At 66.9% G+C, this 17,660-nt stretch carries 25 protein-coding genes; all 25 read left to right on the top strand.

Annotated elements, in window-relative coordinates:
* The first annotated feature begins 36 nt into the window (after positions 1-36).
* Positions 37-324, top strand: coding sequence for a hypothetical protein (locus NBY65_RS33375; RefSeq protein ID WP_150043315.1), 288 nt, complete (start codon positions 37-39; stop codon positions 322-324).
* Positions 325-380: 56 nt separating this feature from the next.
* The gene (locus NBY65_RS33370; RefSeq protein ID WP_150043313.1) at positions 381-722 is read left to right on the top strand and encodes a hypothetical protein; all 342 of its coding nucleotides are present in this window, start codon (positions 381-383) and stop codon (positions 720-722) included.
* Entirely contained in the window at positions 719-1,240 is a 522-nt protein-coding gene (locus tag NBY65_RS33365; protein WP_150043311.1) for a RuvC family protein, read from the top strand. Before NBY65_RS33370 ends, NBY65_RS33365 begins: the two co-directional genes overlap by 4 nt.
* A complete protein-coding gene (locus NBY65_RS33360; RefSeq protein WP_150043310.1) occupies positions 1,240-1,854 on the top strand; it encodes a hypothetical protein in 615 nt (204 codons plus the stop codon). Before NBY65_RS33365 ends, NBY65_RS33360 begins: the two co-directional genes overlap by 1 nt.
* The gene (locus tag NBY65_RS33355; RefSeq protein WP_150043308.1) at positions 1,851-2,609 is read left to right on the top strand and encodes a hypothetical protein; all 759 of its coding nucleotides are present in this window, start codon (positions 1,851-1,853) and stop codon (positions 2,607-2,609) included. The genes NBY65_RS33360 and NBY65_RS33355 overlap by 4 nt, the downstream gene beginning before the upstream one ends.
* 844 nt (positions 2,610-3,453) lie before the next feature.
* Positions 3,454-4,905: a replicative DNA helicase gene (locus tag NBY65_RS33350; protein ID WP_150043306.1), complete on the top strand. Its 1,452-nt coding sequence runs from the start codon at positions 3,454-3,456 to the stop codon at positions 4,903-4,905.
* Positions 4,902-5,951 carry a YdaU family protein gene (locus NBY65_RS33345; RefSeq protein ID WP_150043304.1) on the top strand — a complete coding sequence of 350 codons (1,050 nt, stop codon included), beginning with the start codon at positions 4,902-4,904 and terminating at the stop codon, positions 5,949-5,951. Before NBY65_RS33350 ends, NBY65_RS33345 begins: the two co-directional genes overlap by 4 nt.
* On the top strand, positions 5,951-6,532 hold the full coding sequence (locus NBY65_RS33340; protein ID WP_150043302.1) for a helix-turn-helix domain-containing protein: 582 nt from the start codon (positions 5,951-5,953) through the stop codon (positions 6,530-6,532). The genes NBY65_RS33345 and NBY65_RS33340 overlap by 1 nt, the downstream gene beginning before the upstream one ends.
* Positions 6,532-6,744: a hypothetical protein gene (locus NBY65_RS33335; RefSeq protein ID WP_150043300.1), complete on the top strand. Its 213-nt coding sequence runs from the start codon at positions 6,532-6,534 to the stop codon at positions 6,742-6,744. The genes NBY65_RS33340 and NBY65_RS33335 overlap by 1 nt, the downstream gene beginning before the upstream one ends.
* Positions 6,744-7,208, top strand: a complete 465-nt coding sequence (locus tag NBY65_RS33330; RefSeq protein ID WP_150043298.1) for a hypothetical protein — start codon at positions 6,744-6,746, stop codon at positions 7,206-7,208. Before NBY65_RS33335 ends, NBY65_RS33330 begins: the two co-directional genes overlap by 1 nt.
* Before the next feature lie 22 nt (positions 7,209-7,230).
* Positions 7,231-7,728 carry an HNH endonuclease gene (locus tag NBY65_RS33325; RefSeq protein ID WP_162530757.1) on the top strand — a complete coding sequence of 166 codons (498 nt, stop codon included), beginning with the start codon at positions 7,231-7,233 and terminating at the stop codon, positions 7,726-7,728.
* A 230-nt stretch (positions 7,729-7,958) separates the two neighbouring features.
* Positions 7,959-8,138 carry a hypothetical protein gene (locus tag NBY65_RS33320; RefSeq protein ID WP_150043294.1) on the top strand — a complete coding sequence of 60 codons (180 nt, stop codon included), beginning with the start codon at positions 7,959-7,961 and terminating at the stop codon, positions 8,136-8,138.
* 125 nt (positions 8,139-8,263) lie between these two features.
* Positions 8,264-8,863, top strand: coding sequence for a hypothetical protein (locus NBY65_RS33315; protein ID WP_150043293.1), 600 nt, complete (start codon positions 8,264-8,266; stop codon positions 8,861-8,863).
* Positions 8,793-10,010 (top strand): PBSX family phage terminase large subunit, encoded by a 1,218-nt coding sequence (locus NBY65_RS33310; RefSeq protein WP_203330636.1) that lies wholly within the window; start codon positions 8,793-8,795, stop codon positions 10,008-10,010. Before NBY65_RS33315 ends, NBY65_RS33310 begins: the two co-directional genes overlap by 71 nt.
* An 8-nt stretch (positions 10,011-10,018) precedes the next feature.
* Positions 10,019-11,410 (top strand): DUF4055 domain-containing protein, encoded by a 1,392-nt coding sequence (locus NBY65_RS33305; RefSeq protein ID WP_203330635.1) that lies wholly within the window; start codon positions 10,019-10,021, stop codon positions 11,408-11,410.
* An 80-nt stretch (positions 11,411-11,490) separates the two neighbouring features.
* Complete coding sequence (locus NBY65_RS33300) at positions 11,491-12,246, top strand: DUF6651 domain-containing protein (protein WP_150043291.1); 756 nt, start codon at positions 11,491-11,493, stop codon at positions 12,244-12,246.
* A 95-nt stretch (positions 12,247-12,341) separates the two neighbouring features.
* A complete protein-coding gene (locus NBY65_RS33295; protein WP_150043289.1) occupies positions 12,342-13,496 on the top strand; it encodes a P22 phage major capsid protein family protein in 1,155 nt (384 codons plus the stop codon).
* 66 nt (positions 13,497-13,562) lie between these two features.
* Positions 13,563-13,715 (top strand): hypothetical protein, encoded by a 153-nt coding sequence (locus NBY65_RS33290; RefSeq protein WP_162530756.1) that lies wholly within the window; start codon positions 13,563-13,565, stop codon positions 13,713-13,715.
* Positions 13,715-14,110 carry a hypothetical protein gene (locus tag NBY65_RS33285; RefSeq protein ID WP_150043287.1) on the top strand — a complete coding sequence of 132 codons (396 nt, stop codon included), beginning with the start codon at positions 13,715-13,717 and terminating at the stop codon, positions 14,108-14,110. The genes NBY65_RS33290 and NBY65_RS33285 overlap by 1 nt, the downstream gene beginning before the upstream one ends.
* 13 nt (positions 14,111-14,123) lie before the next feature.
* Complete coding sequence (locus NBY65_RS33280; RefSeq protein WP_203330634.1) at positions 14,124-14,441, top strand: hypothetical protein; 318 nt, start codon at positions 14,124-14,126, stop codon at positions 14,439-14,441.
* A gap of 5 nt (positions 14,442-14,446) precedes the next feature.
* A complete protein-coding gene (locus NBY65_RS33275) occupies positions 14,447-14,758 on the top strand; it encodes a hypothetical protein (protein ID WP_150043285.1) in 312 nt (103 codons plus the stop codon).
* The gene (locus tag NBY65_RS33270) at positions 14,755-16,008 is read left to right on the top strand and encodes a hypothetical protein (RefSeq protein ID WP_150043283.1); all 1,254 of its coding nucleotides are present in this window, start codon (positions 14,755-14,757) and stop codon (positions 16,006-16,008) included. Before NBY65_RS33275 ends, NBY65_RS33270 begins: the two co-directional genes overlap by 4 nt.
* Positions 16,001-16,339, top strand: a complete 339-nt coding sequence (locus NBY65_RS33265; RefSeq protein WP_150043281.1) for a hypothetical protein — start codon at positions 16,001-16,003, stop codon at positions 16,337-16,339. The genes NBY65_RS33270 and NBY65_RS33265 overlap by 8 nt, the downstream gene beginning before the upstream one ends.
* On the top strand, positions 16,339-16,743 hold the full coding sequence (locus NBY65_RS33260; RefSeq protein WP_150043279.1) for a hypothetical protein: 405 nt from the start codon (positions 16,339-16,341) through the stop codon (positions 16,741-16,743). Before NBY65_RS33265 ends, NBY65_RS33260 begins: the two co-directional genes overlap by 1 nt.
* 3 nt (positions 16,744-16,746) lie before the next feature.
* A partial coding sequence (locus tag NBY65_RS33255) for a hypothetical protein (RefSeq protein WP_250266067.1) occupies positions 16,747-17,660 on the top strand: 914 nt, incomplete at its 3' end.

The following is a 17,660-nucleotide window of genomic DNA, read 5'->3' as shown; positions in this document are numbered from 1 at the left end:
GCTACGAGCTGCCGAAATCGCGAGGGAGTTGGAGAAGTGACCGGGACTGCTAACCAGCCAAGCGAACAGGAGCCGGGCGTTATGCCCGGCCACCCGCTCGGGCGGCCGACCATCCACGACAGCCGGCAACTCGATCTGGAGCGCGATGCGCTGAAGGTGTTCCGGCCGCTGTCCGAATTGCGATGCCGCCAGTGCGGCGGTGATGCAGGACCGGACGATGATGCCGTGCGGGTCTATGCCGTGGATGGCCCCAGGGTGCGCGCCTACTGCGGCCCGGACTGCGCCCGCACCGCTCGGCAACAGCCATGGGTGGAGGCTGCCTGATGCGCCCGCTCCCTGTAGCCGTCATGCGTAGGATCATGCCGCCCGAGGTCCCGGAGATGACCGACGCCGAACGCTGCGCAGTGCTGTTAGAAGAGCTTACGGAACTGCGTGCCGTGGTTAGGCCATCTCCCGGTCAGCGTGATCGGTTGGCCGAGCTGGAGCGGCTGACGGCGAAGGCGCCGCGCCCGACGTTGTCGCTGGCCGATCTCTATGCCCGCCTGCGCCGAGAGATCGAGGCGGCCGGCGGCCAGCAGGCGTGGGCGAGGGCGCACGGCATCTCGCCGACGGTGCTCAACGACGTGCTGACCGCGCGGCGCGATCCAGGCCCGACGCTGCTCGACGCGCTCGGCCTCCGGCGAGTGGTCAGATACGCAGATGTGCGGAGTTCTGCGACATGATGGTGCTGGGTGTGGATCCGGGCTGTGAGGGCGCGCTTGCTCTGCTGCATCCGGACGGATCGCTGGCGCAGGTGCTGGATATGCCCGTCGTCTCCGTCCGGGTGGGCAAGACGACGCGGCATCGGATCGCGCCGGCGGAACTGGCGGACGCTATTCGGTCCCTGCGGCCGGATCACGTGGTGCTGGAGCACGTCACCGGCCGACCTACCGATGTGCCGACCTATGCCGGCGAGCTGTGCCGGGCCGCCGGCATTGTCGAGGGCATTGTCGCGGCGCTCGGATTGCCGATGACGCCGGTGCAGCCCCAGGCGTGGCGCAAGGCCATGGGCGTAAGCCTGCCGCCTGGTTCGAAGCCGGCGCAGCGAAAGGAAGCCAGCCGGCAGCGCGCCCTTCAGCTCTGGCCGGGCCAATCCGGCATCTTCTCCCGCAAGCTGGATGCAGACCGCGCCGAGGCCGCGCTGATCGCGCGCTGGGGCCTGTTGTGCGCTGGGCTTGGCGCGATCGCGAGGGCGGCGTGATGCGCGTATTAATCGGGTGCGAGTTTTCGGGCGTGGTGCGGCGTGCGTTCGCGGCGCTCGGGCACGATGCGTGGTCCTGCGACTTCCTCCCAGCGGAGGACCGGTCCAATAAGCACATCGTCGGCGACGTGCGCGACGTGTTGAACGACGGCTGGGACCTGCTCGCGGTGTTCCACCCGCCTTGCACGCGCCTGTGCAATTCCGGCGTGCGCTGGCTGCGCGAGCGCGGCCTGTGGGACGAACTCGACGCGGCGGCGGAGTTGTTCAGCGCGCTATGGAATGCGCCGATCCCGCGGCGGGCGATCGAGAACCCGATCATGCACCGCTACGCCAAGGAGCGCATCGTCAACTACCGGGAGCCGGCGCAGGTGATCCAGCCGTGGCAGTTTGGCCACGGGGAGACGAAGGCCACCTGCCTTTGGCTGCATGGCCTGATGCCGCTGTATCCGACCAAGATCGTGGATGGGCGTGTGGCGCGCGTTCATCGGATGTCGCCGCACCCGGACCGCTGGCGGGAGCGCAGCCGCACCTTTGAAGGGATCGCACAGGCGATGGCGAGTCAATGGGGCGGCCCTGTGGACGACGACATCGCGGTCGAGCGGAGGGCGGCATGACAGCGCGCAGGATCGTTGCGTGGTTCTCGGCTGGCGCCGCAAGTGCGGTTGCCGCGAAGCTGACGCTGTCTCGCTTCCCTGACGATGAGGTTGTCATCGCCAGGTGCATCGTGGCCAACGAGGATGCGGATAACAACCGGTTTGCGGCCGATTGTGAACGGTGGTTCGGGCGCGAAATCGTCAACCTGAGCAGCCTCGATTACGCGGACTGCTGGGAGGTCTGGCAGAAGCGCCGGTATCTCGGCGGCATCCAGGGCGCGCCGTGCACGGTGGAGATGAAGAAAGCTCCACGCCAGATCTTCGAACGCGACTGGGACCCGCACATTCAGGTGTTCGGGTTCACGGCGGAAGAGGGGGGGCGTGCGGCTCGGTTCAAGGCGCAGAACCCAGAGGTCCGGATGGCCAATGTGCTCATTGATGCCGGCCTATCCAAGGGCGACTGCATGGGGATGCTGGACCGGGCCGGGATCAAGCTGCCGGCGCAGTATGCCCGCGGGTTCGCCAACAACAACTGCACGACATGCGTCAAGGCCCGCGGGCGCGGATATTGGGCGCTGGTGCGCAAGTGCCACCCGGCCGATTTCGCCAGGATGGCGGCCCTGTCCCGTGCCATCGGCTGGACGCCGTGCCGGGACGGGAAGGGCAACCCTGTGTGGCTGGACGAACTGCCCGCGAACTATCCGCCGCAGGACGACAGCCCAGCGATCGAGTGCTCGATCATGTGCCACCTTGCAGAACAGGACATGGCGGCGTGAGCGACGTTCTCCCCATCAGCAAGCTGCGGAGCCGACGCCAGTGCCGGCGAGAGACGGACAGGCCACGGTCAGAAGCGCACCGGCGATGGGTCGCGCAGCTTCCGTGCTGCGTCCCCAGATGTGGGCGGACGGATGTCCAGGCCCACCATCTCACCTGCGCGCCGGTGCCGAAGGCCCGCGGCCTCAAGCCGGGCGACGAATGGTGCTGTCCCGTCTGCGTCCGGCATCACGATCCGAACTGGCCCGGGAGCATCCACCACTGCGGTGATGAACGGGCGTGGTGGGCAGCGCGGGGAATCGATCCGATCCCGCTGGCCACGCGTCTGTGGAGCATCAGCGTGGCCGTGGGCCGGGTGCGTGCGACCGATGCCGAGCGCCAGGCAGCGCGCGTGGTCGCGGGGGCATGGGAGGAATGGCTCTCATCCGGATATTCCCAAACAAGGCGCGCGGCGTGAGCAAAATCCGTCAATCAGCGGATCATGCAGATCCCGAGCAGAGATTCTCAGGGGGTCGCATTGCTGAACAGGCGCTCGTGAAGCATAATGGTCTGGCTTGGAAACAGGCGGGGCGTCGAGGTGGTGGAACACCTGCGACGCCCCTCACCAAGCCAGGGCTACCTACCGAAGAGGTGCCACACAATGCCGGCTGACGGCTTATTTGCATACACGCGGCCTAGGTGCAACGAAAATCCAGATTATGCCTACGATGACGCCGCCGTGGACTGTGAAGGCTATTGAGATCTAATCGCAGAACAGCTTGATCGTATCGAACGCGATGGTCCCTGCGGGATGCGCCACATCAGCGAGATCCTAAAGGACATGAAGATTTTCGGGGGCGTTCTCGGGTGAAATTCTCCGATCGAGAGATGGCGCTGATAGGGGCTGCGACCGAGCGTGATGCGGCCCTTGCTGCCCTGGTGACGCCAGAGACTGAGCAGGCGCTGCTCGGCGCGCTGCTATCGAAGGCGGAGCTTATCGAAGCCCTGCCGGCCGCGCTCGCGCCGGAGCACTTCGGGGTGCAGACACATCCCGACATCTACGCAGCAATTCGCGCCGCCGCGACGGCGCAGCCGAAGGGGCCACTGCTGCTCAGCGTAGCGCAGGTCTTCGCTGCTGATGAGGACATGAAGAAGTATATCACCAGCCTGATCAGCGCCACGGTGGGGTTGCTGCCAGACTCGGTGGCGACCTATGGCCGGATGGTGCTCGACTATGCCCGGCGCCGGCAGATCGTGGAGATCACCGAGCGCCTGCGCGTCGATGCGGCGATCAAGGAGCATGCGACCCCGGCGGATGCCCTGGTTGCGCGCGCGATGGCGGAACTGGACCGGGTTGCAGCGGCAGAGATCGGCGGCCGGCGCGCGGTATCGTTGGACGAAGCGATTGACGAGGCGATGGCTGCGGCCGAGGAAGCCACAAGGCGTCAAGGCCCATGCGGCATTTCAACCGGTATGGTGAGCGTCGATGACGTGCTCGGCGGCATGGAGCCGGGCACACTGCACGTCCTCGGCGGCCGGCCGGGCTCTGGCAAGAGCAGCCTGGGGTGGCAGTGGGCGCTCAACGTGGCCCGAGCCAAGCATGGCGTGTTGGCCATCAGTCTGGAGATGTCCGCGGCCGAGCTGGGCCGGCGGGCGCTGGCGGTTGCCTCGGGCGTGCCGATCTGGCGGATGCGCAAGGGTCAGCTTGACCAGCACCACATGAACGACCTGGTGGTGGCCAGGAAGGAACTCCGTGGCCTGCCGCTCCGGATCGAGGACGGCGGCGGCCTGACGGCGGCGCAGATCGCGCTCAAGGCCCGGCACGCGTCGCGGAAGGTGCCGCTCGGCCTGATCATGATCGATCACCTGCACATCGTCCGCCCCGAAGATGGGGACGTGCGGGCCGGCGCGACATGGGCTGTCGGGCGCATCTCGGGGGCGATGAAGCGCCTGGCGAAAGAGCATTCCTGCCCGGTCCTGCTGCTCGCCCAGCTCAACCGCATGGCAGACGGCCGCGACGATCACCGGCCTGTCATGGCTGACCTGCGGCAGTCCGGCGACATCGAACAGGACGCGGACACCGTCTCGTTCGTCTACCGCGAGGAATACTACGTCTCGAAGGCACAGCCCGAGCGCCGGGAAGGAGAGGGGGAGGAAGCCTATTCGAAGCGCATCACGGCCTGGGAGGACCGCAAGGAGCGCGCCGCCGGCCGGGCTGAACTGATCGTCGCCAAGGTCCGGGATGGCGCCACGGGTGTCATTCCGCTGCGGTTCGACGGTGAACTGACCCGTTTCGGGGAAATGGAGGCCGCGACGTGAGCAAGGCCGACACATGGATGCCTCTGCACATCGGCGCCTATCTCGCGGACACGATGCATCTGCGTGCCGCTGAGCACGGGGCTTACCTGCTGCTCCTGATGCACTACTGGCGGAACGGGCCGCTGCCCGACGACGACGCGAAGCTTTCCGGGATCGCCAGGATGTCGAGAAAGGAATGGGTCGAGATCGCGCCGACCATTCGTGAGTTCTTCACGGCTGATGCAGGCAAGTTGCATCAGCGTCGCGCTGATGCCGAGCGTGCAAAAGCGCAGCAGATCAGCAGCAAACGCGCCGACGCTGCACGCGAGAAGCACATGCAGGCAGCGCGCAAACGTGGTGCACTTGCAGAGCAAGCGGACTGCAAACCGTCTGCAAATGCACCTGCAAATGCAGAGCAAGAGCATACACACGCGCGGGTCGCGATACCTCAACAAGAACAGAAGAAAGATTCAGAGCTTCGCTCTGGCGCTGGCGCGCCGCCGGCGGAGGCGTCCCTCCCGCTCAACACCCCAGGCATTCCGGACGCGACGAAGGCGCTGTTCGAGGAAGGGGCGGAGATTGTCTGCCGCCTCACCGGCGAGGACAGGAAGGGCGCGTCCAAGCAGATCGGCGTCTTGCGCCGGCGTTGCCAGGACGATGCGCGCATTCTCGCCGCGCTCCGCGACGCCGAGGCCAAGCGGGTTGAGGCCCCGATTGCCTGGGTGACGAAGGTGCTCAGCGGGCGGCGGGAGGCTCCAGCAGGCCCGGATTGGGACACGCTGGCCGATGCCACGACCACCTACGAGGGGGAAACCTACCCGGCGGTGGAGGGGTGGGCGCTCCCGATTGCCGGCCGCCTCGTGGCTGAAGCCGCCGGCGTGTCCGGTGTCGAGGCGTTCCGCGACTGGACGCCGCTGCGGGACTGGCTGCGCGCCGGGCTCGACCTGCACGACCACATCCTCTCGGCCATCCGGCGCATCGCCAGCCGCTCCGGATACGCGCCGCCTGCATCGCTGGCGTATTTCGATCGGGCCGTGCGCGAAGCCGGCATGCGGAGAGCAGCGTGATGGCGCAATCCGAGATCGCCTGGACTCCTGTGATGGATGACGAACTCCGCCGGCAACGCCGCTGGCGGCGGGGCTGGGGAGCAGCAGCCAAGGCCATCGGGGTGAGCACTGACGAGGCATTCAAACGCGCCAGGGAGCTTGGCCTGACTACGAAAACAGCGGCTGGCCAGAATGGGCGCCCTGTTCGGGCTCTGTCGGAACGGCAGGCTGCCACCATCCGGGCCATGCGCGTGGATGGCGCCTCGTGGTTCGCCATCGGCAAGGAACTCGGCGTGCACGAGACGACGGCGCGCGTGTGGGGCAAGGATCTCGGGCTGGTTACCGCACGCGAGGCGGCGCCCGCGCCGGTCATGCCCATGGTGGTGACGCGCGGGCCATTGCCGGCAGGGCATCCGGACGCCTGGGCGCTCCTGACCGGCCGGTCCCCCGAACTCTACGAGCCGTATGCCTACCAGGACCCGGCAATGGGCACGCGCCGCCCCACAGCCGCGCGCCAGGGCGTTCCGACGCCGCCGGCCGCTACCACGACACCTGAAATCGCTGTGCCGGCCCCTGCGGCCGTCTGGAAGGAAGCAGCCTGATGGTCGCGCTGACGACACAATGGACCGTGGTCGCCCGCAAGCGGCCGGGCCGCAGGGAGTGGGAATGGCCCAACGCGGAGACCGAGGCCGGTGTGCTGGCACTGAGGGAACAGGGGGAGGCAATCACGATGCAGGAACACCGTCCGGATGGGGGATGGGACCTGAAAGCCGCGATGTTGCCGGCGTGGAAGCGTTTCGGGAGGGCGGCCTGATGCGCCGGCATAGCCGCTATGAAGGCCCGATCGATGCGGCCTATGTCGAATACCGCCTCCGCCACGCGGGGAAGACCCTCATGGCATTGCCTGACACTGGGCACAGCCCGAAACTGCGCCTCCGGTCCTTGGAGGTGATCAAGGGGGTAGAGGAACTGGTCGAGGCAGAAAGGTCAGTCCCCCGCTTCGAGCCGACCGCACACGACATCGCCATGATGGATGAGGTGTTTCCTGATTGGCTGCATTTCATTCCACAATCCAACCTTCCTATCCGCCGTGTGATCGCGCTGCGGTCCCTGGTGTCGCCGGTCACCGATCGCCATTTATGGCCATGGCGGCGCATCGGTGAGACTATGGGCACATCTCACGAAAGCGCCCGTCTATGGCACGCTCGCGGGGTTGATATGATAATCGGCGGCCTGGCGCGCGCACGGCGTGAAAGCCAACTTCCAATGGCGGCATAGATGGATGGGGTGGAGTGATCTGATGAAGCAGTGCTCAGTTTATGAATGCATCCGCATTGCCCGCGAGGATGGATTGTGTGTTGAGCACTTTAAGGTAAGGCATGGACGGCCTCCGTCAGTGGTTCGCAAATGCGACGAACCAGAAAAGAAGCGGAAACCGGAGTTCTTCAAGCGGTTTCTGCAAAAATCTGGATACGTCACAGTTCGTGTTCCGGCGAATTTCCCTGGCGCGGTCAGGATGCAGCGCGGATTCTGGTGGATCATGGAACATCGGATGGTCATGCAGAACATGATCGGCCGCCCACTCCGCATGAATGAGAACGTCCACCACAAAAACGGTATCCGGCACGACAACCGCCCCGAAAACCTGGAGCTGTGGGTCACATCGCAACCATGCGGGCAGAGGGTGAAAGATAAGCTGGCATGGGCGCGTGAATTCTTGGCAACCTACGGCACCAAGGCGGAGCGCGGCGCCATCGCGGTATCCCAGCAGCGAGCAGAAACCAAAAAGGCGGCTTGACAAAACTGGGATTTTTATTCTACTTTTTCGCTATTATAGCGCGGCACGCGCCCGGCAGGCACCCCCTGCCGGGCGTTGTCGTTTCTGGGGTCCGCTGCTCGCATCAGATGCGGGGACAGCGCGGGGTGTGCAGCCCGTGGCCGTGCTGGTCGGCCCTCTGCGCAGAAGGCAGTGCACTGCCTGCGCCGGGTGGAAGCCCCGGACACCAGCAAACCCAGCAGGAGTGCATCATGGCTTCCTTTCGGAAGGGCCAGCGCGTCAGCGTGACCCGCAAGGGCAAGACGGTCGAAGGCAAGTTCGTGGGCGAGGAAGACGCCGGCGCCGGCCGTGGCGGCGGTATCTGGATCGAGGTGGACCTCGGCGAGGGGAAGACCACCCGCGCTCGGCCGGCCCAGGTGAGCGCGGCCTGATCGGGATACCCAGCCCACAGGGGTGAGAAGGGCGCAGATCAAGGTGCCCGGAATTTCCGGGCTACTCCCTGAAGCCGGTGGAAGCCCGGCAAATACGCGCATCAGCGGATTTCTGAGAGGATACCATGCCGTCGCCCGATGGAGGCGCCCGCGCCCCCGGGCGGAAGCAGATCGACTGGGAAGCTGTGGAGCGGGAATACCGCACCGGCACGTTCTCGACCCGCCAGCTCGCCGCCAAGCATGGGTGCGCCGAGGGAGCGATCCGCTGGCACGCCAAGAAGGGCGGATGGCAGAAGGACCTCACCGAGGCGGTTCGGCGGGAGACCGATGCGCGGCTGTTGCGCGCCGACTTGCGCACGACCAACGCGCGCGAGGATGCGCAAATCGTCTCCGACGCCGCCGAGACGCGGGTTGCCGTCGTGCTGCGGCACCGGCGGTCCGTGGCGCGCGACAATGAGCGGCTGGAGAAGCTGGCTACCAAGCTGGACGCGCTGATCGAGGGCGCGGAGGGGATCGCCGGCGTCGGCGCCGCGCAGGACATCCTGGAGAGTATGGCGCGCACCCGGGCGAAGCTGATCCCGCTGGAGCGGCAGGCGTTCGGCCTGACCGACAAGGAGGCGGGGGAGGACCAGAGCGAGATCAGGACCATCCGCCGTGTCATCGTCGAGCCTGGAAATCCAGACACCACGGGTGTTCGTCCCGCTCCTGGGGCCGAAGCGGTATAAGGGCGCATGGGGCGGGCGCGGCAGTGGGAAGAGCCACTTCTTCGCCGAGGGCCTGGCCGAAAAGGCGATCCTGCAGCCCGGCCTCCGGGCCGTCTGCATCCGCGAGGTGCAGCTCAGCCTGAAGCAGTCGGTCAAGCGGCTGATCGAGGACAAGATCCAGGCCCTCGGCGTGAGCCGTATGTTCCGCTCCCTTGAGACCGAGATTCGGACGCCGGGCGGCGGCCTGATCATCTTCCAGGGCATGCAGAACCACACGGCCGACAGCATCAAGTCGCTGGAAGGCTATGACGTGGCATGGGTGGAGGAGGCGCAGGCCCTTTCGGAGCGCAGCCTCCGCCTGCTGCGGCCGACCATCCGCAAGCCCGGGTCTGAGCTGTGGTTCTCCTGGAACCCGGAAAGCCCCGCCGATCCGGTTGACGAACTGCTGCGCGGGCCGAACGCGCTCGGCCCGGACATGGCCGCCGTCGTCCAGGCGAACTGGCGCGACAACCCGTGGTTTCCGGCCGTTCTGGACGAGGAACGCCGGACCGACCTCGCGCGCCGGCCGGACGAGTATGACCACATCTGGGAAGGCGGATACGTCACCATCTCGGATGCGATCATCTTCCGCGGCAAGGTGGCCGTGGAGGCATTCGAGACGCCGCCGGATGCCAGGTTCTTCCACGGGGCGGACTGGGGCTTCGCGACCGATCCGACCGCCTTGGTGCGGTCCTTCATCCGCGACGACTGCCTGTTCGTCGACCAGGAGGCATTCGGACACGGGACCGAGATCGACGCCCTTCCGGCGCTGTTCGATCGCATTTCCACCGCCAGGCAGTGGCCGATCAAGGCCGACAGCGCGCGGCCCGAGACGATCAGCTACGTGGCGCGGCAGGGATTCCGGATCAGCGCCGCCGACAAGTGGCAGGGGAGCATCGAGGATGGCATCGCCCACCTGAAGGGCTTCCGCCGGATCGTCGTGCACCCTCGTTGCGAGCACATCGCCAGGGAGTTCCGCCTCTACAGCTACAAGGTGGACCCCAAGACTGAGGACGTGCTGCCCATCATCGTGGACAAGCACAACCACGGCATAGACGCGCTGCGCTACGCCCTGGACGGCTACATCAAGCGGCGCGCACCCGCCAAGACTGAACCGCTCCGCCTGTAGGATCGCGCATGCTCACCGACGATGTCCGTAAGCCGTCCCCCCAGGTCTTGGAGATGGCCGAGGACTGGGAGCTGATCGATGCCCTGATGGGTGGCACCAAGGCGATGCGGAAGGCCGGGAAGCGCTTCCTGCCGCAGTGGCCGGCCGAGGATGACGTCAGCTACAAGGCCCGGCTGGCAACGGCGACGCTGTTCCCGGCCTACGCCCGCACCGTATCGGTCCTGACCGGCAAGCCGTTCAGCAAGCCGGTGACGATCGGTGAGGACGTGCCGCCGCGCATCGTCGAGTGGCTGGGCAACGTGGACCTGCAGGGGCGGAACCTGCACACGTTCGCGGCCGAGGTGTGCGCCGACGCGCTGGCCTACGGTCTGTGCGGCATCCTGGTGGACTGCCCGCCGAGCAACGGCGCCAGGACCGTGCAGGATGAGCGCCAGGCCGGCATCCGCCCCTACGCGGTGCACATCCGGGGCCATCACATCCTTGGCTGGCGCGACGAAATGCGGGGTGGCGCGCGGGTCCTGACCCAACTGCGTCTGCTCGAATACGTGCATGAAGACGATGGACCGTTCGCCAGCAAGGCGGTCGAGCAGGTCCGTGTCCTGGAACCGGGCCGATGGGCGGTCTACCGCAAGCAGCGGTTGGAGAACGGCGCCGAGACGTGGGCCATCCATGACCAGGGCGTCACCACCCTCCCGGTGATCCCGTTCGTGCCGGTCTACGGGCTGCGGTGCGGCTTCATGATCGGCCGTCCGCCGATGCTGGAACTGGCGCACGCCAACGTGGAGCACTGGCAGTCCAAGTCTGACCAGCAGACCATCCTCCATGTCGCGCGCGTGCCGCTGCTGTTCGCCAAGGGCTTGGGGGACGCCCAGATCACGGTCGGGGCCAACTCGTTCGTCCAGACCGGTGCCGAGCACGCCGACCTGAAATACGTCGAACACTCCGGCGCGGCGATCGAGGCCGGCCGGCTGTCGCTCCTGGATCTCGAGGACCGGATGCGCCAGGTCGGCGCCGAGTTGTTGGTGATCAAGCCCGGCAACACGACCGAGGTGCAGACGATCGCCGATAACGAGCAGGGCATGTGCGACCTGCAGCGCATCATGCAGGCGGTGGAGGACAGCCTCGATACCGCCCTGGGCCTGATGGCGCAGTGGGTGGGTGAAAAGGAGGGCGGGCACGTCTCGATCTACCGGGACTTCGGCGCCGCCACCCTGGCCGAGGCATCCGCCAGCCTGCTGTTCCAGATGCGGAGCGTCGGTGCGCTCTCGTTCGAAACGCTGCTCTCCGAGCTGAAGCGGCGGGGCATCCTGTCCCCGGATATCGACATCGAACAGGAAATGGCGCGCGCCAAGGCCGACGCGCCGAAGACGGTCGCGACGGAAGAAACCGTCCGGCCGTAGCCGATAGCTGCCTGGCAGGTGCCGGCGGCGCACCGGGGCGGATGCCCCTTCATCGGGCCGGATGGCCCTGAAAGCGACTCATGAAGCTGAAGCTGACCGCGGACGGTCACGCCGTCGTGCAGGACGGAAAGCCCGTCTATGTGGCCGATGACGGCAAGGAAATCGCGTTCGACTACACCGCCACGCTGGCGACCATCTCCCGCCTGAACGGCGAGGCGAAGGGCCATCGGGAGCGCGCCGAGGCGGCCGAGGGCAAGCTGAAGCTGTTCGAAGGGATCGAAGATCCCGAGGCGGCCCGCAAGGCGCTCGGCACCGTGGCCAACCTGGACGCCAAGAAGCTGATCGACGCCGGCGAGGCGGAGCGCGTCCGCACCGAGGCGATCAAGGCGGTGGAGGACAAATACCGCCCGATCGTGAAGGAGCGCGACGGCCTGCAGGCCGCGCTGGTGGACGAGAAGATCGGCGGCGCCTTCAGCCGCTCCAAGTTCATCGCCGACCGTCTGGCGATCCCCGGCGATCTGGCGCGCGCCGCCTTCGGCTCGGCTTTCGCCCTGGAGGACGGAAAGATCGTCGCCAAGGACCGCGCCGGCAATCGCATCTACAGCCGCGCCCGCCCCGGCGAGGTGGCCGATTTCGACGAGGCCCTGGAATCGCTGGTGGACGCCTACCCGCACCGGGACAGCATCCTGAAGGGCACCGGCGCGTCCGGCAGCGGCGCGGCGGGATCGGGCGGCACCGGTGGCGCGGGGCGGCGCACCATCACCCGGGCACAGTTCGACGCCCTGGAGCCGGCCGCGAAAATCTCGGCCGCCAAGGACTGCGCGATCGTCGATTGACGGTCGCCTGACTGACTGTCCGACGCCTCGGATGGGGGTCGGAGTAGGGGCCGGATGGCCCACGGTTCACATCTGATCCCCAACAGGAGCCTGTCTTGGCCAACACCCTGACCAACCTGATCCCGACCATCTACGAGGCGATCGATATCGTCTCCCGTGAGATGGTCGGGTTCATCCCCGCCGTCACCCGCAACGCCTCGGCCGAGCGTGCGGCGCTGAACCAGACGATCCTGGTGCCCATCACCCAGGCGCAGACCGCGGCGGACAACACCCCGGCCGTGACGCCGCCGAACACCGGCGACCAGACGGTCGGCAACGTCGCCATGACCATCAGCCGGTCCAAGCACGTGCCGATCCGCTGGAACGGCGAGGAACGCGTCGGCCTGCAGTCCGCCGGCACCTACCAGACCATCATCGGTCAGCAGTTCCAGCAGGCGTTCCGCACGCTGGTCAACATGATCGAGGCCGACCTGTGGGCGGCGGCCTACCAGGGCGCGTCCCGTGCCTATGGCACCGCCGGCACCACGCCGTTCGGCACCAGCGGCGACCTGTCCGATATCGCCCAGGTGCGCCGCATCCTGGATGACAACGGCGCGCCGCAGACCGACCTGCAGCTCGTGCTCGGCTCGGCCGCGGTCGCCAACCTGCGCGGCAGGCAGAGCCTGCTGCTGAAGGTCAACGAAGCCGGAAGTGCCGGCCTGCTGCGGCGCGGCTCGATCTCGGAAATGCCCCTGGAAGGCTTCGAGCTGCACAATAGCTACGCCATCCAGACCGTCACCAAGGGCACCGGCGCGAGCTACGTCACCTCGGGCGCGACGGCGCCGGGCGTGAGCAGCGTCGCCCTGGTCACCGGCTCCGGCACCGTGCTGGCCGGCGACATCGTCACCTTCGCGGCCGACACCGCGAACAAATACGTGGTCAACTCCGGTGTCGCCGCGCCGGGGACGATCACCCTCGGCGCCCCGGGTGCGATGGTCACCATCCCGACCGGCAACGCCCTGACGGTCGGCGGCAACTACACGCCGAACGTAGCCTTCAGCCGATCGGCCATCCAGCTCATCGCCCGCATGCCGGCGCGGCCGGAGGGCGGGGACATGGCCGAGGACGTGATGACGGTGACCGATCCCGTGTCGGGCCTGTCGTTCGAAATCAGCGAATACAAGCAGTTCCGGCAGACCGCCTATCACGTCGCCATCGCCTGGGGCGTGGCGAACACGAAGCCGGCCCACACCGCCATCCTGATCGGGTGACGCATGGCTGCGAGTGACGGCCGGGGGCGGAAGCGCTCCCGGTCGGCGCCGTCTCAGGAGGAACCGATGTCCGATACCACCCCGCCGGTCCCGGCCGCCGCCGATCCGGCACCCGATCCGAACGCCGGCTTGATCGAGGTGGCCAAGGAAGGCGCCCGCCTGTGGGTGCATCCGGACACCCTGAAGGCCCATCTCGCCGCCGGCTGGCGGCACGCCTGATGGCCCTGACGGCGCAGCAGATCGCCGACACCCGCCACTACATGGGCTACTCGGTGGCGGGCGACGACGCATCCCGCCCATGGCGTGAACTGGCGTATTCGAACGTCAGCTACATGGGCCTGTCGCTGGATTACCGGCTGGCGCACCTGTCGGCGGAGGAAGAGGCACGGCTGACCGGGTTCTTTCTGGTCAACCTCGCCGCGCGTGAGCAGGAGATCCAGGACGCGGCGGGGAACCTGGACACCGCGGCGGCGGCGGTGTGGACCCACAACCTGAACGAGATCACTGACCGGCGCGCACTGTTCAACGCCCTGCGGCTGGAGCTGTGCCGCTTCCTCGGCTTCCCGCCGGGATCGGGGCTGCAGCAAGCCGGGAACAAGCTGATCCGGTCATAGAGGAGGTTTCATCATGGGCGGCATCCCGGACGGCGCGGCAAACAAGATCACCGGCACATTCACGGCCGCAGGCGCGGCCGACAAGTCGGTCGCATGCAGCGGTCGCTTCAACGTGTCCATCTGGGGCACCTTCGTCGCCACCGTCGTGATCGAGCGCAGCTTCGATGGCGGCTCGACGTTCCTGCCGCTCTCGACCGACGCCTACGGCACTGCTGTCGCCCTGACCGTGCCGTGCTCGCTGGTCATCGATGAGCCCGAGGCCGGCGTGATCTACCGCCTTCGCTGCACCTCCTGGACCTCCGGCTCCGTGAACTGGCGCATCAGCCAGTAGGCACCATGCTGATCCGCTCCCCCATCCGCAGCCCGGTCCGGGCGCCGATCCGATCGGCGTTCGGCGGCGTGTCCAACCGTCCCGACGCCCTCCTCGACGACCCCACCTACCAGTCCGTCCACCTCATCGACGACCCGCTGACCGGCGCCCTCCGCGCCTGGGACAACGACCCGGTCAGTGCCGATCACGTCGGGCGCATCTCCTGGGCGCGCGGCATTTCGATCGCCGCAGGCCCGATCAACACGAGCGGCTATTCCCGCCTCGACGCCATTTTCGATGACCCGCTGAGCGGCACTGTGAAGTGGAGCTGGACATGAGCCTGATCGATGCTCGATTTGCCGATATCTGGGATTTCAGCAACGGCAACACTTGGGATTTCGATTCCAGCGGCGTGCTGAACCAGTACGGCCCGAACATGCCCAGCCAGGGCTATGAATTCGACTCTGGCTCGGGGCTGTGGGTGCCGGCGGGGCGGGCATTTTACGGGCAGATTACAAACGCTGTCCGGAATCCCCGCTGCGAGGGGGCGGCTGTCGGATCGCCGGGAACGGGACCCCTAAATTGGACCATCCCTGTGGGAGGTTCTCGTCAAATAGTCTGGCAGGGCATAGAAAACGGCGTCCCATGTTTTGACGTCAAATGCACGGGGGTTGCCGGAGGAACAACAGGGGTTGACGCTCTCGCATTAAACTTTTCCATGGATACTGCAGGAACACCAACAATTACAGGAGATGTATTCTCGTCATCTATATTTATAAAACTCGTTGATGGCGTGCTACCAGGAAGGGTAGTTTTAGGTACAGCTACTACTGATAGCAGCACCGGGACAACTGACTACAAAGTTATCACAGTAATTAATCTCGGTGACGATGCATCTAGGCTAAAGCGGTATTCCACACTTCCAGTAGTATCAAAAACCGGCAACCTTACTTCGCAGCAAACTTTGTGGGTGTACACCAAAGGCGGAGATACGCTTAACTTCACTATGCGGTTTGGCGCTCCGGTGTTCTCCAAGACACCATTCCTGCCCCCTGTTATTCTCCCACCTGTCGGCGCCCCCGCTCAAAGCACCCGCCTCGGCGACAACGCCTCCATGAAAGCCGCCGCCTACGCCCAGACATTCGGCGCCGGCCAGCGCGGCACCGGCATCATGCAAGCGCGGGTCGATGCGATCCCGCCGGCCGGCAGTTACGCGCCGCTGTTCTGCGTCGGCAGTGACGCAAACAACTGCCTCACGCTCTATGTCGGCGCCGACGCGAAACTGCACGCCAAGGCTATCATCGGCGGCACGCAGCTCGGCGAGGCGGTGAGCGCCGGCACCGTGACCGCCGGTACGGCATTCGCGGGCGGCTTGCGCTGGTCCGAGGCAGGCTATGCGCTGGTGCTCAACGGTGCGGACCCAGTCGGCGTGACCGCGACGCTGCCGGCGCTGTTCGGCCTGCTGCCGGGCCGGGATTACGCCGGCTACTACCTCAACGGCAGGCAAAGGCCGACCGGGTTCTGGGGCCGGCTGCTGAGCGATTCCGACCTGAAAGCGAAGTGCGTTGTGGGAGGCGTCTATGCCTGAGTGGCACACAACCCGCCTGCGCGCGACGGACGACGCCGCGCTCTGGGCATCTCTCCGCGCTGCTGGCCTCGTGCGCGATGTCGTCAACGCGCTCGGCGTGACGGTCACCGTGGCCGCGAACGACAGCGTGCGCATCGACCCGATCCCCGTGGTGACGCGAGAGACCGGCGAGACGACGACCGACGCGGACGGCAACACGGTGCCGGTGACCGAGCCGGTGCCGGGGGCGCACTGCAATGTCTACTCGCTGGAGCCGCTGAGCGACGCAGTGCTGGCGGTGCTGCCGGTGGTCAATCCCGAACCCACAACTCCCGTGAGGATAGCCGCCTGATGGCTGTTCAATATTCCGTCGCGGTCCGCAATGCCCGCGCCGACGCGATCGAGGCAACGATCGGCACCGCGCCGAAACTCCAACTCCGATCCGGAGCGCCGCCATCGAACTGTGCGGCGGCGGATTCCGGGTTGCTGCTGGCCGAGTTCGTCTTGCCGAGCGACTGGATGACCACGGCGGCGAGCGGTCAGAAAACCATGAATGCCGTCACGCCGGTTGCTGCTGTCGCAAGTGGAACGGTGGCGCATTATCGGATCAAGGACTCCACCGGCGCCACCTGCCACGAGCAGGGCACTGCCGGGGTTGCGGCCAGCGGCCCTGATCTGGTGGTGGACAACCCCGCCGTCGTGGCCGGGCAGACGGTGAGCATCACGGGCTGGACGATCGTCGAAGCTGGAGCCTGATCTATGCAGACGATCGCCGTTTCGCGGACGACCGTCGCGCCGGCGGTGGCGGCTGCGGCGGCGGTCAGGGTTGGTCTGAACTGCGCGCGGACGACAGCGGCGCCAAGCCGAGTGGCGACTGCCAGTGCGCCGGCGCGGCTCTCGCTGACGCGCATGAACCCCGTGCCGAGCGTCGCCGCGGCGGGTGCTGGGCGGGTGTCGGCCACCATGAACCGCGTCATGGCTGGGCCGACTGTGGCCGCAGGGACGGCGGTGGCGATCGCGGTTTCGGTCGCTCGGGTCACTGCCACGCCCGTCATTCAGGCCAGGGCCAGCGTGCCGCGTCTGCCGGCCGGCGCGCGGTTACAGGCCAAGATCAGCAAGGCATATGGCATCGCCGCGTCCAAGATCGGGCAGCCCTACGCCATGTATCGGCCGGCGAGCGCGACGGCGCCGATGGCGGCCCAGGCCGGGACCGTGGCCGCCGCATTCAAGCCGATGGGCAAGGCATTCGGCGCCCCGAACACCCCGCAGAACCCCTGGTTCGACGGGCACATGGACCTATCGGTGGTGCAGCGGGGGGACGTGCTGGTCGGGCCGGGCGGGACCTTCTTCATCTGGCAGATGGTCCCCTTGGGGGCGACGCTGTGCGTGCAGTGCAACGCCACGGTGACGGTATCCCGGCCAGGCCAGCCGGCGACCGGGGACGACTACTACGGCGGCAACGCCACGGCGGACGAGGTGGTCCTGATGTCCGGCTGGCCGGCCAGCGTGCTGCAGGGAACCAAGGGTGAGCGCGGGGACCTGTCGCTACCCTCCGATGTCAGGATGCCCTGGAAGACGATCCTCCTGCCGGCCTGGACCGGCGCGCAGATCCGGAACGGCGACATCATCACCACGGCGGAGGATCGCCCCATGCGCTACGTCGTGTCCGGGGC

It is taken from the genome of Rhodovastum atsumiense (genome assembly GCF_937425535.1).
Taxonomy (GTDB): domain Bacteria; phylum Pseudomonadota; class Alphaproteobacteria; order Acetobacterales; family Acetobacteraceae; genus Rhodovastum; species Rhodovastum atsumiense.
The sequence above is the reverse complement of the archived record's forward strand: the minus strand, read 5'-3'. Positions and strand labels throughout refer to the sequence as shown.

Coding starts and splice junctions, on each gene's coding strand:
- NBY65_RS33315 (WP_150043293.1), top strand. CDS start 8,264: ATGCCGTCGCCCGATGGAGGCGCCCGCGCCCCCGGGCGGAAGCAGATC.
- NBY65_RS33365 (WP_150043311.1), top strand. CDS start 719: ATGATGGTGCTGGGTGTGGATCCGGGCTGTGAGGGCGCGCTTGCTCTG.
- NBY65_RS33305 (WP_203330635.1), top strand. CDS start 10,019: ATGCTCACCGACGATGTCCGTAAGCCGTCCCCCCAGGTCTTGGAGATG.
- NBY65_RS33300 (WP_150043291.1), top strand. CDS start 11,491: ATGAAGCTGAAGCTGACCGCGGACGGTCACGCCGTCGTGCAGGACGGA.
- NBY65_RS33340 (WP_150043302.1), top strand. CDS start 5,951: ATGGCGCAATCCGAGATCGCCTGGACTCCTGTGATGGATGACGAACTC.
- NBY65_RS33335 (WP_150043300.1), top strand. CDS start 6,532: ATGGTCGCGCTGACGACACAATGGACCGTGGTCGCCCGCAAGCGGCCG.
- NBY65_RS33285 (WP_150043287.1), top strand. CDS start 13,715: ATGGCCCTGACGGCGCAGCAGATCGCCGACACCCGCCACTACATGGGC.
- NBY65_RS33355 (WP_150043308.1), top strand. CDS start 1,851: ATGACAGCGCGCAGGATCGTTGCGTGGTTCTCGGCTGGCGCCGCAAGT.
- NBY65_RS33265 (WP_150043281.1), top strand. CDS start 16,001: ATGCCTGAGTGGCACACAACCCGCCTGCGCGCGACGGACGACGCCGCG.
- NBY65_RS33260 (WP_150043279.1), top strand. CDS start 16,339: ATGGCTGTTCAATATTCCGTCGCGGTCCGCAATGCCCGCGCCGACGCG.
- NBY65_RS33370 (WP_150043313.1), top strand. CDS start 381: ATGACCGACGCCGAACGCTGCGCAGTGCTGTTAGAAGAGCTTACGGAA.
- NBY65_RS33325 (WP_162530757.1), top strand. CDS start 7,231: ATGAAGCAGTGCTCAGTTTATGAATGCATCCGCATTGCCCGCGAGGAT.
- NBY65_RS33280 (WP_203330634.1), top strand. CDS start 14,124: ATGGGCGGCATCCCGGACGGCGCGGCAAACAAGATCACCGGCACATTC.
- NBY65_RS33320 (WP_150043294.1), top strand. CDS start 7,959: ATGGCTTCCTTTCGGAAGGGCCAGCGCGTCAGCGTGACCCGCAAGGGC.
- NBY65_RS33330 (WP_150043298.1), top strand. CDS start 6,744: ATGCGCCGGCATAGCCGCTATGAAGGCCCGATCGATGCGGCCTATGTC.
- NBY65_RS33270 (WP_150043283.1), top strand. CDS start 14,755: ATGAGCCTGATCGATGCTCGATTTGCCGATATCTGGGATTTCAGCAAC.
- NBY65_RS33360 (WP_150043310.1), top strand. CDS start 1,240: ATGCGCGTATTAATCGGGTGCGAGTTTTCGGGCGTGGTGCGGCGTGCG.
- NBY65_RS33275 (WP_150043285.1), top strand. CDS start 14,447: ATGCTGATCCGCTCCCCCATCCGCAGCCCGGTCCGGGCGCCGATCCGA.
- NBY65_RS33290 (WP_162530756.1), top strand. CDS start 13,563: ATGTCCGATACCACCCCGCCGGTCCCGGCCGCCGCCGATCCGGCACCC.